The following is a 16,486-nucleotide window of genomic DNA, read 5'->3' as shown; positions in this document are numbered from 1 at the left end:
CCGGATCCGCGCTTCGGCGCGGAAGGAAAGGCCCTACTCAGGGACGCAGTGCCGTCCCTCGTTGAGGCACCGGACCACGCTGTCCATCAGTCCGGCGGACATCAGGTTGATGAAGTGGGCATGGTCGCTCACCGGGCTTGAGCGTTCCTCCGGGAACGCGTCGACGACGTACCGGGCGCCGGCGGGCACGGCGTAGGCCACCTCGAGGTGGAGCTGGGGCACCGGGAACGTGCCCGGCGGGCAGAAGCCGGCGCCGTCCGGATAGCCGAGGTGGGAGCGGTGGTTGGGGCTGTCGACCGACCGCCCGTCCCAGCAGCTGGGGAAATCAAAAATGCGCACCGTGTCTTCGCCTGCGGGGCAGAGCGGATAGTGCCGGCTGGCGAGGTCGGGGCTGCCCGAGCAGGACCACCGTAGGTGGTCCGTCCCCGCCCCCGCCTGGGTGTACCCGTGGGCGTTTCCCGCGCCCGTGCGGACATTCGGGGCCAGCGGCACGACATTGGCGGCAGGGCTGCCCCGGAACTCGATGCGGACGGAGCGCGGGGTGAGGATGCCCTCGTCGTCGGCCGCTGCGCCGTGCGTGCCGTGCCCGGCCCCCGGACCGACCCGGAGCACGGGCCAGTAGACGGACGACCTGTCGCCGTTCGTGCAGGTGGTCCCGGCCGCCGTGAGGCTCTCCTCGGTGGAGAAGGCGTTGGTGGAGAGGTTGCCGACGTAATCATGGACGTGGTGCGCGGCACCACGCTTGCCGGGGCTAACGACGAGGTTGTCGGAGTTCCGCACCTTGCCGCTGTTCACCCCGCAGTCGACGGTGAACGACCCGAGGGAGGCCCCGGGCTGCGCTTCGGGGGCGGCAGCGGCTCGGGGAGCCTTCGAGATCGGCTCGTACGCAGCGGCGCTCGGTGACGACCCTGCGGCCCCCGGGAGGAGCAGCAGCCCCGCGGTGAGCGCGGCGATAACGGCAAGGAGGAACGCAAGGGCGGGAGCCTTGAACTTCCCTCCCGGGTCACCGGACACGGAGTCGACCCACGGCTGACGGTGAAACGCTTGTTCCGATGTGCCGGAAAAATCTGGAATTCAGGTGGTGCGCCTTCCGAACAAAGATCCCGAAGCGGTGATGCGGAGACTGCGTGCCCGGGACCCCACTACTTTACCCGGTTCCCGGCCGCGGAACGGCCGGAGCCCCCCCGGGTGAACCGTTTAGCGACATGGTCCGTGTGGTGGATGTGATGGACCGCCATCACCTCCACCCCCAGTCAAAGGACGATCGAATGACCCTGAACCGCACCGCCCTCAAAGCAGCACTGATCCCCGTTCTCCTGGCGACCCTGGCCGGCTGCAGCGCAGCCGCCGAACCGGCCTCAACCGCCTCCGCCGCGCCGACCTCGGCCGCGCCCGCCCCGGCGGAGGCTGCACCCGCACCGGGCGAAGCATCCCCGGCGCCCGCAAAGGCTCCGACGCTGGTGCGCACCCAGGGGGCCGTGCAGATTTTCGACGGCGCCGCCCCGACCCTGCTGGACACCGCCGATCGGTACAGCGCCAAGAACGCCATCCAGCTCACGGCGGGACCGGCGGCCGGCACCGCCGTGACGGACGCGGGCGGATTCTCCCTCTACCGCTTCGACAAGGACACCGCCAACCCGTCCACTACCACCTGTGTCGATGACTGCGCCGTGAACTGGCCGCCGCTACTGGTGGACGGCACCGCCAAAATCTACACTGAGAACGTCGACGCCAGCCTGATCGGCTACGTCGAACGGTCCGACGGGACCTGCCAGGTGACTCTTGGCGGATGGCCCGTTTACTACTTCGCCGGGGATACAGCCCCGGGTCAGGCGCTTGGCCAGGGCATTGGGGGCACCTGGTTCACGATCGACGGAACCGGCAAGAAGGCCGCCCAGACGGCTGCTCCGTCGGAGGCCCCGGGATACTAAGCCGGCATCCCGAGCCGATTGAACCCATTCCCCCTCAAGTCCGCGTATCGACCAGGCGTCGGTGGCGGCCTGCCCGGGCAAGAGTGCCCTTCCGAGGGGACCCAGGAAACCCAGGAATCAGGAAATTCAGGAGACCATAGTGACCGCAGAACCGAATCCAGCCGCCACCGGCCCCATCCTGGCTGCCGCCGGGGAGAGCGCCTACACAGCCGCCACCTCCAGCTACAACCTGGCGGTGGAGATCCGTCCGCAGTTCGCCGCGACGGCCACCACCGTCGCCCAAGTCCAGGCCATCATCAGGGAGGCGAGGGCACAGGACCTGTCGGTGCGGGTGCATGCCACCGGGCATGCCTCCGGCTCGGCGCTGCCCTACGGGGTGGACGACGTGCTCATCCGGGCGCGGCTGGAAGGCGGGGTCACTGTTGACCCGGAGGCACGGACGGCGGTGATTCCGGCGGGCACTCCCTGGGGGGAGGTGCTGGCCGCCTCCGCTCCCCACGGTCTGGTTCCGCTGCACGGGTCCTCCCCGACGGTGGGGGCTGTCGGGTACCTGCTGCGGACGGGGCTGAGCTTCTACGGCAGGCGGTACGGCCTCGCCTCGAACTCGGTCACCTCGATCACGCTCGTCACCGCGGATGGTGCCGTCGTCACGGTGGACCACGACAACGACCGTGAACTGTTCGACGCGCTGCGCGGTGGTGGCGGCGGCTTCGGCGTCGTCGTCTCGGTGACGGTGGCCCTCTTCGCCATCGACTCGGTGTTCACCGGTGCCGCGTTCTGGCCGGCCGCCGAGGCCCCGTTCCTGCTTCAGGCGTGGGAGGAGTGGGCCGCGACGGCACCGCCCGAGGCCTCCACTGCCTTCCGCGTCATGAACCTGCCGCCCCTGCCAGGGATTCCACCGGCGCTTACGGCGGGCCCGGTCGTGTGCATCGACGGAGCCGTACTCGACGGGGAGGGGCGCTCCGGGGCGGAGATCGCCGCGGACCTCCTGGAACCCCTCCGCCGGCGGGTCGAACCGATCCTCGACACCTGGCACCCCGGGGTCCCCACCGACGTGCCCGCAACCCACATGGATCCCCCGGACCCGGCACCGTTCGTAGGCGACCACCAGATGCTGAAGCCACTCGGTGCCGCCGGGCGCCTGGCTCTGCTATCGATCGCAGGCACGGCCGATGGGGCCCACCTGACGATCGTTGAGCTCCGGCAGCTCGGTGGGGCCCTGGCCGTCGCCGATCCACGGGGTGGGGTCGTGAACTCCCTGCCAGGTGCCTACGGCTCGCTCAGCATAGGCATCCTCGCCGGCCCCGACGCCGCGGAGGGGGTGGAGGCCGGACTGGCCGCACTGCGTGCGGTGCTTGAGCCCTGGGACACCGGCCTGACCGCTCCAAGCTTCGTTGACCGCTTCGATGGGCCGCAGCGTTCCTTCGACGCCTCGGTGGCGGAGCAGGTCGAGGTAGTCCGCCGGCGGGTGGATCCGCAGGGTGTGTTCGGCCGCGATGCCTCATATGCAGTGCCGGCGGGCTCGCGGAGATAGCTTGAGGTCATGACGACATCGTTTCGGTACGACGTGGAGGTGCTGCACCTGCTCGTGTCGCCGGCGCACGCGTACTTCGGCCGCGCCCGCGACGGAGCGGCGGACGTCCCGACGACGGACGCCGACAGGGTTGACCTCGTGGCGGGCAAGGGGATCGTCGGCGACCGGTTCTTCGGCAAGGCGGCGCACATGGATGCGGCCGTGACGCTGATGGCGGTCGAGGCCCTCGATGCAATCGCCGATGAACTGGGGGTCGAGCACTTCGACCCGCTGCTTCCACGGCGCAATGTGATCCTTCGGGGCGCCCAGCTGGCACCCCTGATCGGGGAGGAGTTCGCGCTGGAATCCGGCGGCGACACCGTGAGGCTTCGGGGCGGGCGGCCGGCGCACCCCTGTGTCTGGATGGACCGGGTGATGGCCCCCGGCGTGCACTCCGCGATGCGCGGGCGAGGGGGCATCCGCTGCCAGGTGCTCTCGGACGGTGTGCTGCACCGCGGGCAGGCCGTGCTGGTCAGCCCCGTGCCGCTGGAGCCCTGGCAGGCGCACGTTCCGGCCCTGCGCCGGGCCACCCGGCTGCCCTGACCCTGCACGGCCACCTACCCGTCCGCCCTCGGCCGGACGGGTAGGCTGTGCCCTGTCCGGGGTGGGCTATGCCCGGCGGTTCGCGTACGGCGGGAGGACAGCGGCTTCGTGGGAAAAGTTAAGGTCATTGCGCACCGCGGCGCGTCCGCCGACGCCCCCGAAAACACTCTTGCGGCCGTCGCCCTCGCCGTCGACCACGGCGCGGATTTCGTGGAGATCGACGTGCGCCGGACCCTGGACGGGGAGCTGGTCGTCATCCACGACCCCACCCTGCAGCGGACCACGGATGTGCTCCGGGTGTTCCCCGGCCGCGCCCGGTACGACGTCGCCGGGTTCACCCTGCCCGAAATCCGCGATCTCGACGCGGGAAGCTGGTTCGGGCCCGGCTTCGCGGGGGTCCGGGTCCCCACGCTCTACGAGGTCCTCACCGCCCTGGCCGGCCGGGCGGGCCTGCTGCTTGAGGTCAAGGATCCCGCATCCGCCCCGGGCATCGCCGACGACCTTCACTCGGTGCTCGACGCCGCAGGCTGGCTTGAGGAAGCCTCGGCCGGGCAGCTGGTGGTGCAGTCAGCCGACTGGACCTTCGTCAACGAGTTCCACCTCCTCCTGCCGGAGGTGCCGGTGGGTCTGCTGGGCGGGCCGCCGCTCCCGCAGGAGATCGACGGGGCGGCGGGCTGGGCGCACTGCATCAACCCGAAGAACACCAAGGTCACCGCCGATTTGGTCCGCCGCGTCCACGGCGGCGGGATGGTCCTGTGGCCCTACACGGTCGACAACCCCCGCCGCATGCGCGAACTGATTCAGCTCGGCGCCGACGGCATCATCACCAACCGGCCGGCGCTCCTGGCGGAGGTCCTGGCCGCCGATCCGGTTCTCAGCAGGCTCCGGCGCCTCCGGAGGTTCCTGGCCGGCCTCGTCCGGACGGGGCCGTGATGGCCGTGCCGCTCCCGGGAGCCGGGCTTATAGGCTGAGCAGGTGAGTGAAACCCTCCCCGGAAACCGGCAGCTCAGCCGCAGCATCCTCCGGCTGGCGGTGCCCGCGCTGGGCGCGCTCATCGCCGAACCCCTCTTCCTGCTGGCCGACTCGGCCATCGTCGGGCACCTGGGCGTCGCCGAGCTCGCCGGCGTCGGCCTCGCCTCCACCGTCCTGCAGACCGGGGTGGGCCTGATGATCTTCCTCGCCTACTCGACCACCCCGGCCGTGGCCCGCCTCCTCGGCGCGGGCCGGCGCGAGGAAGCCCTGGCCGCCGGGCGCGACGGCATCGGCCTTGCGGTGCTCCTGGGCGTTGTGCTCTCCGCCGCCGGCTGGATCTTCGCCCCGGCGCTCACCGCGGGCCTGGGTGCCCGGGGTGAGGTGCACGCCTTCGCCGTCGACTACCTCCGCTGGTCCATGCCCGGGCTCACCGCGATCCTCGTGGTCCTGGCCGCCACCGGGGTGCTGCGCGGCCTGCAGGACACCCGGACACCGCTGATCGTCGCCGCGGTGGGCTTCGGGGTCAACATCGTGCTGAACCTGCTGCTCGTGTACGGAGCGGGACTGTCAGTCGCCGGCTCCGCCCTGGGCACCAGCATCACCCAGTGCGGCATGGCAGCGGCCTTCCTGGCGATCATCTTCCGGTCCACGCGCGCCGGCGCGGTGCCGCTGCGGCCGTCCTGGCGCGGGGTGCGGTCCACCGCCACCGTCGGCTCCTGGCTGATGCTGCGCACGCTCAGCCTGCGCCTTGCCATCCTGGCCACGGTCTTCGTCGCCACCGCCCAGGGACCGGTGTCCCTCGCGGCCCACCAGCTGGTCATGACGGTGTTCACGTTCCTCGCCTTCGCCCTCGACGCGCTGGCCATTGCGGCCCAGGCGCTGATCGGGAAGGAACTCGGTGCGGCGAACAAGACCCTCGCCCGTGCCCTCACCCGGCGCATGATCGTGTGGGGCGTCGGCTTCGGCGTGCTCACCGGCGCGCTGCTGGCCCTGGCCGCGCCCTTCGCCGGCTGGATCTTCACCCCCGACGAATCGGTGCAGGCGGCCTTCGCCGCGGGCCTCTGGGTGCTTGCAGCCGCCCAGCCGGTGTGCGGATTCGTGTTCGTGCTCGACGGCGTCCTGATCGGAGCCGGCGACGCACGTTACCTCGCCCTCGCCGGAGTCCTCAACCTGATCGTCTATCTTCCGCTGCTCGCCTGGGTGCACAGCACCGGGCTCACCGGCGGTGCCGGCCTGGTCTGGCTGTGGGCAGCCTTCGCCCTCGGCTACATGGCGGCACGGGCCGCCACCCTGGGCTGGCGCGTGCGCGATGACCGGTGGATGGTCACCGGCCCCGGCGGCCGTCCCGCGTGAACGGGCCCGCCCGGCCCTCTACACTTGTCGGTGCCGGAGGTGTCTTTTCCCGCCCGGTTCCCCCTGAAAGGTAGAGCGTGATGACCGCGACTTCCCGCGCCTCCGGGCCGGACAGCCGGGACGGTTCCTCCATCTGGAAGCCCTTCCTGCTGCGGGCCGCCGCGGCCGCCGTCTTCGGACTGCTGACCATCTTCTGGCAGGAGCCGTCCGTCCACGTCCTGTCCATCGCCGGTGGGGCATACCTGCTGGTCCTGGGCGCGGGCCTCGCATGGACAGTGCGCTCCACCGGGGTTTCCGGGACCCGCGGTCCCGCCGCGGCGCTGGCCGGCGGCCTCCTCGCTGCAGCGGCGCTCGGCAACCTCGTGGTCCATGACGGACTCCTCTTCGCCGCCACCGCCGGGGCCGCCCTGGGCGCCGCCGGAGCCGTCGAGCTCGTCACCGGGGCGCGCCTGCGGCGGACCCGGCCGGCGGGCAACGACCTGATCCTTATCGGCGCGGTCTCCGTCCTCACCGCGGTGCCCTGCCGTTCGTCGTGCAGCTTGGTGCCCATGCGCTCCTCGGCGTGGCCGGTGGGGGAGCGCTGCTGACCGCCGTCGTGCTGGGTATTGCCGCCCTGACTTACCGGCAGGAGGCCGGCCGCCCGGCGCCGGAGGACGCCGGTGCGCGCCCCGCCGGGAACGCCGTAAACTAGGAGGGGTGCTTCTACTGGTCGTAGAAGCCCCGACCATCTATGCTCCACCGGAAGGATTGACAGTGGCTAAGAGCCAACCGGGGCAGCCCGGCCAGGGCAGCGAGCGCCTCGGCGTGAAGGGGCCCCTCGTCTTTTCGGCGGTCCTTGCGGTCGTGGCCGGCGCCGCCACGACGGTCTTCGCGACCGGTGGGGGGAGCAGGGTCCTGCGCGTCGATCTCGGGCTCACGGCGGCGGGCCTCGCCTTCATCGTGTCCCTGGTCATCTGCGCGATGATGATGATCTCCGCCAAGCCCAACCCGGAACACCTGGGCAAGGGTTCCGGAGTGAACCGGTCCTCGGCCGCGGCCGGCGGGCCCGGAAGGTCGGGCGCCGCGGGCACTCCGGCCGCGCCTGAGTCCGGCACGGAAGAGCCGCGCTACGGGCAGCGCAGCCCCGACGCCTGACGCGGCCGTACCCGGGCGGCATCCAGCCTAGACCGCCGCGCGGCGGGCCCGGTAGGCCTTCACGTGCGTCCGGTTGGCGCAGTTTCCGGTGTCGCAGAAGCGCTTGGAACGGTTGCGGCTGAGGTCAAGGACCACGGCCGCGCAGTCCTCCGCTGCGCACGTGCGCAGCCGCTCGAGTTCGTGTCCGCGGATGACGTCGGCGAGGGCCATCGCCGCCTCGGTGGCCATCCGGTCCGCGAGGGGCGCCTCCGGCCCCGTGGCGTGAAGATGCCAGTCCCAGTGGTCGTGGCGCACCAGCTGGGGCAGCGCGTGCGCCGCGCGGAGGATGCGGTTGACGCGTTCGACGGCGTCGTCCTCGGGGGCATGCCAGATGGCCTCAAGCTCGGTGCGGAGCGTGCGCACGTCCTCGAGCTCGGCCTGCGTGTGGGTGCGGGAGCCGGAGAACTGCTGGGCGGCAAGGAACGCGTCGAGGTCGGCCAGTGTGGAAAGCCCGTCCGGGTCCTCCGCTGCCGTGTTGATCAGCGCCGCAGCGGACACCAACGCAACTTCCGTGTCATAGGCGAAAGACATCTTGACTCCTGACAAATCGGCCCGCTAGTGTCACGACCATAACCATATTTTGGTCATTACACCACCGTAGGCGGGGGCATCCCGCGGATCGTCACCTGAGGGGCAAGCGCATGGCACAGCGTCCACCGTCCGGCATCTGGGTGGCGCTGCTGTCCGCGGCGACCTTCGGGGTCTCCGGACCGTTCGCCAAATCCCTGCTCGAGATCGGCTGGAGTCCGGGTGCGGCGGTCGGTGTGCGCATCGGCGGTGCGGCCCTGGTGCTCCTGGTGCCGGTGCTCGTGGCCCTGCGGGGGCGCTGGTCGACGCTGCGCGGCAACGCCCTGACCCTGACCATCTACGGCGTCACGGCGATCGCCCTGTGCCAGCTCTTCTACTTCAACGCGGTGGCCCGGATGTCGGTCGGCGTGTCGCTGCTGCTCGAATACCTGGCTCCGGTGCTGCTGGTGGGCTGGCTGTGGATCCGTTCCCGGCGCGCACCGCACCGGTTGACCGCCCTGGGCTCCGTCGTCGCCGTCCTCGGCCTGCTGCTGGTGCTCGACCTGGGCGCGGAGGAACGGCTCGACCCTGTCGGCGTGCTCTTTGGACTCGCCGCGGCGGTGTGCCTCGTCGTCTTCTTCCTGATGTCGGCCCGGGTGCAGGACTCCCTCCCGCCGCTGGTCATGGCCGGCGGCGGCATGGTGGCCGGGGCGCTCACCATCCTGGTCCTGGGCCTGACCGGCCTGATGCCGTTCCGCTTCGTGTTCACCGACGTGGTGCTGGCGGGCTGGGAGACGTCCTGGCTGGTGCCGGTGGCCGGCCTGGTCCTCATCTCAACGGTGGCCGCCTACGTCGCGGGCATCGTCGCCGCCCAGCGGCTTGGCTCCAAGGTGGCGTCCTTTGCCGCGCTCACCGAGGTGGTCTTCGCCGTCCTTGCGGCCTGGCTGATCCTGGGGGAGCTCCCCGGGCTGATCCAGCTCGCCGGCGGGGCCCTGATCGTCGCCGGCGTGGTGTGCGTCCGGGTCGATGAACTGCGTGCCGCCGGAAGGGCGGCACGCGATCCGCTCAACCAGCCGAATGTTGTGGAGCCGGTGCCGCGCGCCTGAGCCCCCCGTCAACAGGCACCGCGGACCGGACCTGCTCCGAGGACCCAACCGAGGACCGGACCGAGGACCGGACCGATGGCCGGGCCGGCAGGGGGCCCGAAGGCCTGGCCGGAACCGACGCCGGTCGGGCCGTCCGGTCCAGCAGATCGAGAGGCGCCGGGTCGAAGGGTGCCGGTGAGTTGCCCGTCCACCGGTGAAGGCGAAGAAGGCTTCCGTTGCCCGCCGGTCCCGTGCGTTGCTCGGAGACGTAGTAGTACCCGTCTCCGAGTGCCTCGAATCCGACGTCGGCGCGGAAATCCCAGCCATTAATGCCCGAGGCGGGATGGTGGAGCCCGGACGGGTGCAGTTGCAGCATCCGGCCGTGCTCCGGCCCGGCGCCCGTGCCGAGCGGAGCCCGCACCGGCGGAACCGTTCCATCGACCATGAACAGGCGGTAGTTGGGAAAGCCGTCCTTGGCCCCTTGGTACACGCCGAGGAACCAGTGCCCGGTGTGCGGGTCGTACTTCAGGTTCTGCACTCCGAAGCGGGTGTTCCCGGTGCGGACAAAGAATTTGTCCTGGGGCCGGTCCGGGCCGTTCCGGTGGGGCCGGTCCTGCTGCAGGGTCCGCTCGTAGGGCCTCAACACCGCCGGGTCGTACTGCAGGAGCACCTGGTGGTCGTTGTCGTTTCGGCTGGTGTCCGAGTAGACGCCGTAGGCCACCATAAGGTGCCACGGGCCGCCGGGATCGCCCGGGGTGGGGCCGAAGGAGATGCCGTCGATCCCGCTGCAGCCGTATCGGTGCGGCAGGTGCCGTCCGTCGTCGGTCCGGACGGACGCCGTAAAATCGTGGGTGACCTCCTTCAGGTACACGGTGGTGACCACCCCGTCGGATTCCGCATCCATTCCCCGGCGGGTCACCCGGTCCACGTCGAAGACGGCCACATAGAAGGACTCCGCCGCCTTGTATTCGAGGGAAGCGTAGACCCGGCCGTCGTGCGGGCTGAAGGCAACATCGCCCAGGTGCCCCGTGAATCCCGTGACCGAACCGATGACGGTGCCGGAAAGGTCGGTTTTCACCAGCAGGGTGGTGAAGGAGAAGTAGACGAAGCCCCGGGCCGTATCGACGGCGATGCCCTGGACGTGCCCGGCCCGCCACATCCCGCTGTCGATGCGCGGCGGGAGGACCAGCCGGGGCGGTGCGGTCGACGGCGGCGCCGCCGCGGGGGCCGGCGGGCGGGGCGGGGCGGTCAGGACGAAATTCATCAGCGGTCTCCTGGCAGGGCGGGCTGGGTTGTTCCGCCGCGGCGGCGCTGCGGGGCGGGCACCTTCAGGGTTCCAAGCCGGGGCCAACAGCGCCGGACGGCGGCGTGACCCGGAGCTGAACAGCACGCCTCTTCTGGTCTGCAGGCCGACCGGTGCGGTGTCACCGCGCGGCCTTGGCCAGCCTGCGGAGCCCGCCCTTCGGCGGCACCCGCAGTGGCTCGGGCCAGCGGGGCTCGAGGTGATCGCCAAGGGTGACCCGGCGGAGCTTCCGGTGCGCCAGCGGAAGGACCCAGTCATGGACCCACCGGCGCTGGGCGTACTCCCATTCCCGCAGCGTCCGCCGGGGTGCCGGGTCCCATTCCTTGGGTGTGAGCGAGTGCCGCACCCCCAGCAGGTCCAGGACCTGTGCGGCCATGTACTTGTGTCCTGCCTTCGACATGTGGAGGCGGTCGGCCGCCCACATCCTCCGGTCGCGGTAGGCATCCATGGCCCAGAAGTCGACGAGGACCGCACCATGCCGGCGTGCGATGTCACGGACCCCGTCGTTGTAGGCGTGATTGCGTTTCCGGAGCAGGCGCAGCGCCGGGGAGACCTCGACGTCGTAGCCGGTGAAGAGCAGCAGCCGCGCCCCCGTCGCGGCCAGTGGGGCGACGAGTCGCTCGTAGGAAGAGAGGAGTTCGAGGACGTTGGTCCCCGCATCCATAATGTCGTTTCCCCCGGCGTACAGCGTGATCAGGGTGGGTTCCATGGCCAGGGCGGGGCCGAGCTGTTCGGCGGCGATATGGCGCAGGCGTTTGCTGCGGATGGCGAGGTTCGCGTATTCCCATCCCGGCGCGGACTTCGCGAGCCGCTCGGCCACCCGGTCCGCCCAGCCGCGGACGCCGTTGGGGAGGATCCTGCTCGGATCCCCGACCCCTTCGGTGAAGGAATCGCCAAGAGCGACATAGCGCCCCGGGAGTCCCGGCGGCTGGAGGTGCATGTGCGGCTCCGGCCTCAGGACCCCACGCCGGAGTGGGCGGCGTCGACGGTGGAGAGTCCGGCCCGCCGGCCGCGCCCGATGCCCCGGTGGAACCACCCCGCCGACCGCCAGGCGGCGGCATCGAGCGCATTGCGTCCGTCCAGGACCGCGCACCGGTCCACCAGGGACGAGACCTCGCGCGGGTCGAGCGCGAGGTACTCGGCCCATTCGGTGAGCAGGACCGTCAGTTCGGCACCGCGCAGCGCCGCCGCCGTGTCCGGCTCGAAGCGAAGCTCCGGGTAGCGGAACCACGGCTGGCCCGCCGCCCGGGGATCCGTGACCGTGACCACCGCGCCGGAGCCGGCGAGACGAAGGGCGATGTCGAGGGCAGGGGAGTCGCGGATGTCATCGGTGTCGGGCTTGAAGGCGGCCCCCAGGACCGTGATGCGGCGCCCGGCCAGTTGCCCGCCGCACATCTGGCGGGCCGCTTCGTGGATCCGGTGCCGGGTTTCGGTGTTCAGTGTGTCGACCAGGGCCAGCAGCCGCCCGAGCGAGCCGGCACCGGCATCCTCGGCCTGGGCCTGCAGGGAGCGGATGTCCTTCGGGAGGCAGCCGCCGCCGAAGCCGGCGCCGGCCTGCAGGTACCTCGGACCGATCCGGGCATCGAGGCCGAGGGCCCGGGCCAGGTGGACGACGTCTCCGCCCGCGTTCTCGCACAGCTCGGCGATGCCGTTGAGGTAGGAGATCTTCAGGGCCAGGAACGCGTTGGCCGCCGACTTGGTGAGTTCGGCCGTCGCGAGCCCGGTGATGAGACGGGGCACGCCGTCGCGGAGCAGGGGGGCATAGACCTCGTCGAGGACGCGGGCCACCCGCGCTCCCGCCGCGCCGTCGGGCACGCCGTAGACCAGCCGGTCCGGCTGCAGGGAGTCGGCGACCGCGGTGCCCTGGCGGAGGAATTCCGGGTTCCATCCCAGGTCCGCCCCGGTTCCGGCGAGGAGGCGGGTGAGGATGGCACTGGTCCCGGCGGGGACTGTCGACTTGCCCACCACGGTCGACCCCGGGCGCAGGTGGGCGGCGAGGTCCCGGACCGCCGAGGTGACGTAGCCCAGGTCGGCGCGCCGGGTTGTCTTCTCCTGAGGGGTGCCGACGCAGAGGAAGTGGACGTCGGCACCGGCCGCGGCGGCGGGGTCGGTGGTGAAGCGCAGCGTTCCGTCCCGGAGTCCTCCCTGCAGCAGCGGCTCAAGCCCGGGTTCGTGGAAGGGCGCCGACCCGGCCGCCAACTGCGCGGCCCGGGCCGGGTCGGTGTCGATGCCGGTGACGGTGTGACCCAGCGAGGACAGTGCGGCGGCGTGCACGGCACCCAGGTAGCCGCATCCGATGACGGAGATCTTCATGGTGTTTCCCCAAGCTCAGAGGTGAAGGAGGGCATGGTCGTTGATGGCTTCTTCGTAGTGCTGGATCAGCAGCTCGCACAGGACCGGCCAGGTGCGCCCCTGGACGGCTGCGAACGCGGCTGCGGAAAAGGCCGCGCGTTTCGCGTCGTCTCCGGCCAGGTCCTCCACGTGGCGCCGGAGGTCGGCGAGGTTGCCCGGTTCGTAGAGCCAGCCCGTGCGGGAGTTGTCGACCAGGTCCACCGGGCCGCCCCGGGCGGTGGCGACGACAGGGACGCCCGAGGCCATCGCTTCCTGGATGGTCTGGCAGAACGTCTCAAGCTCACCGGGGTGGACGAAGAGGTCGAGGCTGGCCATCGCCGCGGCCAGCGCATTCCCGCCCAGGAACCCCAGGAACGCGGCGTCGGGTAGGATTGCCTCAAGGGCCTGCCGCTGGGGCCCGTCGCCGATGATGACGAGGCGGGTGTTGTCGATACCAGCCAGGGCCCGCAGGTCCTCCACCTGTTTCTCGGCGGCGAGCCGTCCCACATAGCCGATGAGCCGGGCCCCGTCCGGAGCGATGCCGGCCCGCAGGGTGGTGCTGCGTCGGGAGGGGTGGAACCGGTGTGTGTCGACGCCGCGCCGCCACAGGCGGACCCTCGGAACGCCCCGGTCCTGCAGCTGGGCAACGGCGGCGCTCGATGGTGCGAGGGTTCGGGAGGCACCGCCGTGGATGTTCTCGACCCGCTGCCACGCCCAGTTCTCAAGGAACGGCACGCCGTACCTGGCTGCGTAGCCGGGAATGTCGGTCTGGTAGACCGCGATGACCGGTAATCCCAGCTGCTCGGCGGCGCGGGCGGCCCGCCAGCCCAGTTCGAAGGGGGAGGCGAGGTGCACCACGTCCGGTGCGAAGTCGGCGAGGATCCGGCGGATTCGAGCGACGCCGCCCACCGCGATCCGGACGCTGGCGTACCGGGCGAGGGGAACCGATGGAAGCAGCACGACCCGGGCGGCCTTTGGCACCGGCCTTGGAGGGCCGCCGGCGGAGGGCGCGATGACCAGGACCTCGTCTCCGCGCAGGGCAAAATGCTCAAGCATCTTCTGTACGGAATGGGTGACCCCATTGACGGCGGGCAGGAATGTTTCGGCGACGACCACGATCCTCACCGGATCACCGTCGCACTCCTACGGTGATGGGCCGGGGCCGGAAGGTGACCGGTGGGGGAAGCTCCAGTGAATACCAGGAGCCCGCAGGCACCCCGGCGGCCTGCCGGGGTGTCCGCGGTCAGCGGTTCAGCGGCCGAAGCGGCGCAGGCGCAGCGAGTTGGCCACCACCAGCACGGAACTCGCCGCCATGGCGGCGCCGGCCAGAATGGGGTTCAGCAGGCCCAGCGCGGCAACAGGTATTCCGATCACGTTATAGAAGAAGGCCCAGAACAGATTCGTCTTGATGGTGGCCAGGGTGCGGCGGGACAGCCGAACGGCCTGGGCCACCTGTTCGAGGCTGCTTCCCATGACGGTGATGTCCGCGGCCTCGATGGCCACGTCGGTGCCAGAGCCCATCGCGATCCCGAGGTCGGCCTGGGCGAGCGCCGGCGCGTCGTTCACGCCGTCCCCGGCCATGGCGACTGTCGCACCCTCCTGCTGGAGCTCGCGGATCACCGCCACCTTGCCTTCCGGCAGGACGCCGGCACGCACGTCGGCCGGGGGGATGCCGACCTCTGCGGCCACGCGGGCCGCGGCGGCCGCATTGTCCCCGGTGAGCAGGATCGGCCGCAGGCCCAGTTCCTTCAGCTGCCGGACGGCCCGTGCCGACCCGTCCTTCACAGTGTCCGTCAGGGAGATCACCCCGGCCACGGCGCCGTCCACGGCGACCCAGACGGCCGTGGCGCCCGCGCCCTCGGCCGCCCCGAACACCTCGGCCTCGACGGCTCCGGGCAGAATACCGTGCTCCTGAAGCCAGCCGGTCCGGCCCACGACCACGTTCAGCCCCTCGACGGTGCCGCGTACGCCGCCGCCGGGGGCGCTGGTGAAGGCGGTGACCGCGGGCAGGGCCGGAGTCCGGGCGGCGATGGCCGCGCCGATGGGGTGTTCACTGGCGGCTTCGACCGCTCCGGCGAGGCGCAGCAGTTCGTCGGATCCGTAGCGGCCGAGGACCTCGACGCCGCTGACGGACAGCCGGCCGCTGGTGACGGTGCCCGTCTTGTCCAGCACGATGGTGTCGATGGTGCGGGTGTCCTCGAGCACCTGGGGGCCGCGGATCAGGATGCCAAGCTGCGCGCCCCGCCCGGATCCGGTCAGCAGGGCCGTCGGCGTGGCGAGGCCGAGCGCGCAGGGGCAGGCGATGACCAGTACGGCGACCGCCGCGGTGAAGGCGCCCTGGAGGTCCCCGGTGAGGAGGATCCAGGCGGCGAAGGTGACGACGGCGATGCCGAGGACGACCGGCACGAAGACGGCGCTGATGCGGTCGGCAAGGCGCGCAATCCGGGCCTTGCCGCTCTGGGCCTGGCTGACCAGCCGGCCCATCTGCGCCAGCGTCGTCTCGCTGCCGACCCGGGTGGCCTGAACGACGAGGCGGCCCGAGGTGTTCATGGTGGCGCCGGTGACGCGGTCACCGGGCCCGACCTCCACCGGGATCGACTCACCGGTCAGCAGTGAGGTGTCGACGGCGCTGTGCCCGTGCGCCACCACGCCGTCGGTGGGGATCTTCTCCCCGGGGCGCACCACGATCTCGTCCCCCGGGATGAGCTGGGAGGCCGGAATGCCGAGTTCGACGCGTCCGCCGTCGACGGTGCGCAGCACGCGGGCGTCCTTCGCTCCGAGGTTCAGCAGCGACGTCAGGGCGCTCCCGGCCCGCTGCTTGGCGTTGGCCTCGAGGTAGCGGCCGAGCAGGAGGAAGGTCACAATAACCGCGGCCACCTCGAAGTAGAGGGCGTGCGCCCCCATGTCCATGCCGGGGTGGGCGGTCAGGTCCGGCACCGAGAGGAGCTGCCACGCCGAGAAACCGAAGGCCGCGGCGACCCCGATGGACACCAGGGTGTCCATCGTGGAGGCGCCGTGGCGGGCGTTGACGAGGGCGGCGCGGTGGAAGGGCCAGGCGGCCCAGGTGGCCACCGGCGCCGACAGGGCAAAGACGATCCAGCCCCACCCCGGGAACTGCAGGGCGGGAACCATCGAGACCAGCAGGACGGGCACTGTCAGGACGGCGGCGGTGAGCAGGCGGGGGCGCAGCCGGGCGGCCGTGGGAGCTCCGTCGTCGCCGTCCTGGACCTCCGGCTCCTCGGGGTCCTTGAGGCGGGCCGAGTAGCCGGTGGCCTTGACCGTGTCGAGCAGCACCTGGTCCGGCACGCTGGCCGGAACCCGCACCACGGCCGACTCAAGTGGGAGGTTGACGCTGGCCTCGACGCCCTCGAGTTTGCCCAGTTTGCGCTCGACACGGCTGACGCAGGACGCGCAGGTCATTCCCTGGATGGCCAGTTCGACGACCCGGGTTTCCGCGGCCGGCGCAGGCCTGTCGGCGCGGGTTGTCATGCGTCGTTGGAGACCACGAGGTAGCCGGCCTCGGCGACGGCTTCGCCGATGGAGGCCGGAGCCAGCGGGCCCGCGGAGGTGACGGTGGCCGTGGAGATGCCCTCCTTGTTCAGGTCGATCTCAACGCCCTGGACGCCCTCGAGGGACTGCAGTTCGCTGGTAACCGCATCGACGCAGTGGCCGCAGGTCATTCCGGAGATGCTGACGGTGGTGGTTGTCATGGTGT

General features: G+C 71.2%; 16 protein-coding genes. 8 read left to right on the top strand and 8 right to left on the bottom strand.

All coding sequences use genetic code 11. The features are described 5' to 3' along the window. Positions 1-33: 33 nt before the first annotated feature. Positions 34-1,014: a DUF1996 domain-containing protein gene (locus tag I6N91_RS13115; protein WP_198813294.1), complete on the bottom strand. Its 981-nt coding sequence runs from the start codon at positions 1,012-1,014 to the stop codon at positions 34-36. Between the two features lie 254 nt (positions 1,015-1,268). On the opposite strand from I6N91_RS13115, the gene I6N91_RS13110 reads away from it, so the two are divergent. The 7 genes from I6N91_RS13110 to I6N91_RS13080 all read left to right on the top strand — a co-directional run bounded on the left by I6N91_RS13110 (position 1,269) and on the right by I6N91_RS13080 (position 7,506). Further along, positions 1,269-1,931 (top strand): hypothetical protein, encoded by a 663-nt coding sequence (locus I6N91_RS13110; protein WP_198813292.1) that lies wholly within the window; start codon positions 1,269-1,271, stop codon positions 1,929-1,931. Positions 1,932-2,070: 139 nt separating this feature from the next. Next, positions 2,071-3,465, top strand: a complete 1,395-nt coding sequence (locus I6N91_RS13105) for an FAD-binding oxidoreductase (protein ID WP_198813289.1) — start codon at positions 2,071-2,073, stop codon at positions 3,463-3,465. A 9-nt stretch (positions 3,466-3,474) separates the two neighbouring features. Further along, a complete protein-coding gene (locus I6N91_RS13100) occupies positions 3,475-4,047 on the top strand; it encodes an MOSC domain-containing protein (RefSeq protein WP_198813287.1) in 573 nt (190 codons plus the stop codon). Between the two features lie 108 nt (positions 4,048-4,155). Then, a complete protein-coding gene (locus tag I6N91_RS13095) occupies positions 4,156-4,980 on the top strand; it encodes a glycerophosphodiester phosphodiesterase family protein (RefSeq protein WP_198813284.1) in 825 nt (274 codons plus the stop codon). Positions 4,981-5,022: 42 nt separating this feature from the next. After that, a complete protein-coding gene (locus tag I6N91_RS13090; RefSeq protein ID WP_198813281.1) occupies positions 5,023-6,372 on the top strand; it encodes an MATE family efflux transporter in 1,350 nt (449 codons plus the stop codon). A gap of 80 nt (positions 6,373-6,452) precedes the next feature. Then, positions 6,453-6,959, top strand: a complete 507-nt coding sequence (locus I6N91_RS13085) for a hypothetical protein (RefSeq protein WP_198813278.1) — start codon at positions 6,453-6,455, stop codon at positions 6,957-6,959. Between the two features lie 166 nt (positions 6,960-7,125). Then, positions 7,126-7,506 (top strand): hypothetical protein, encoded by a 381-nt coding sequence (locus I6N91_RS13080; RefSeq protein WP_307843354.1) that lies wholly within the window; start codon positions 7,126-7,128, stop codon positions 7,504-7,506. A gap of 27 nt (positions 7,507-7,533) precedes the next feature. On the opposite strand, the gene I6N91_RS13075 is transcribed toward I6N91_RS13080, so the two are convergent. Beyond that, on the bottom strand, positions 7,534-8,076 hold the full coding sequence (locus I6N91_RS13075) for a CGNR zinc finger domain-containing protein (protein WP_198813272.1): 543 nt from the start codon (positions 8,074-8,076) through the stop codon (positions 7,534-7,536). A 110-nt stretch (positions 8,077-8,186) separates the two neighbouring features. On the opposite strand from I6N91_RS13075, the gene I6N91_RS13070 reads away from it, so the two are divergent. Continuing rightward, entirely contained in the window at positions 8,187-9,158 is a 972-nt protein-coding gene (locus I6N91_RS13070; RefSeq protein WP_120166284.1) for a DMT family transporter, read from the top strand. Here the strand turns inward: I6N91_RS13070 and I6N91_RS13065 are convergent. The 6 genes from I6N91_RS13065 to I6N91_RS13040 all read right to left on the bottom strand — a co-directional run bounded on the left by I6N91_RS13065 (position 9,118) and on the right by I6N91_RS13040 (position 16,481). Beyond that, positions 9,118-10,401 (bottom strand): hypothetical protein, encoded by a 1,284-nt coding sequence (locus I6N91_RS13065; protein ID WP_198813269.1) that lies wholly within the window; start codon positions 10,399-10,401, stop codon positions 9,118-9,120. The two genes, I6N91_RS13070 and I6N91_RS13065, sit on opposite strands and share 41 nt — an antisense overlap. Positions 10,402-10,561: 160 nt before the next feature. Next, a complete protein-coding gene (locus I6N91_RS13060) occupies positions 10,562-11,380 on the bottom strand; it encodes an SGNH/GDSL hydrolase family protein (RefSeq protein WP_198813266.1) in 819 nt (272 codons plus the stop codon). A gap of 14 nt (positions 11,381-11,394) precedes the next feature. Next, positions 11,395-12,753, bottom strand: coding sequence for a UDP-glucose/GDP-mannose dehydrogenase family protein (locus tag I6N91_RS13055; RefSeq protein WP_198813262.1), 1,359 nt, complete (start codon positions 12,751-12,753; stop codon positions 11,395-11,397). 15 nt (positions 12,754-12,768) lie between these two features. Continuing rightward, positions 12,769-13,896 (bottom strand): glycosyltransferase family 1 protein, encoded by a 1,128-nt coding sequence (locus I6N91_RS13050; protein ID WP_198813259.1) that lies wholly within the window; start codon positions 13,894-13,896, stop codon positions 12,769-12,771. A gap of 126 nt (positions 13,897-14,022) precedes the next feature. Next, positions 14,023-16,260 carry a cation-translocating P-type ATPase gene (locus tag I6N91_RS13045; RefSeq protein ID WP_198813256.1) on the bottom strand — a complete coding sequence of 746 codons (2,238 nt, stop codon included), beginning with the start codon at positions 16,258-16,260 and terminating at the stop codon, positions 14,023-14,025. Continuing rightward, positions 16,257-16,481, bottom strand: a complete 225-nt coding sequence (locus I6N91_RS13040; protein ID WP_120166294.1) for a heavy-metal-associated domain-containing protein — start codon at positions 16,479-16,481, stop codon at positions 16,257-16,259. The genes I6N91_RS13045 and I6N91_RS13040 overlap by 4 nt, the downstream gene beginning before the upstream one ends. Between the last annotated feature and the right edge of the window lie 5 nt (positions 16,482-16,486).

The organism is Arthrobacter sp. MSA 4-2 (genome assembly GCF_016405885.1).
Lineage (GTDB): Bacteria > Actinomycetota > Actinomycetes > Actinomycetales > Micrococcaceae > Arthrobacter_D.
This window is presented reverse-complemented; position numbering and strand designations above follow the sequence as displayed.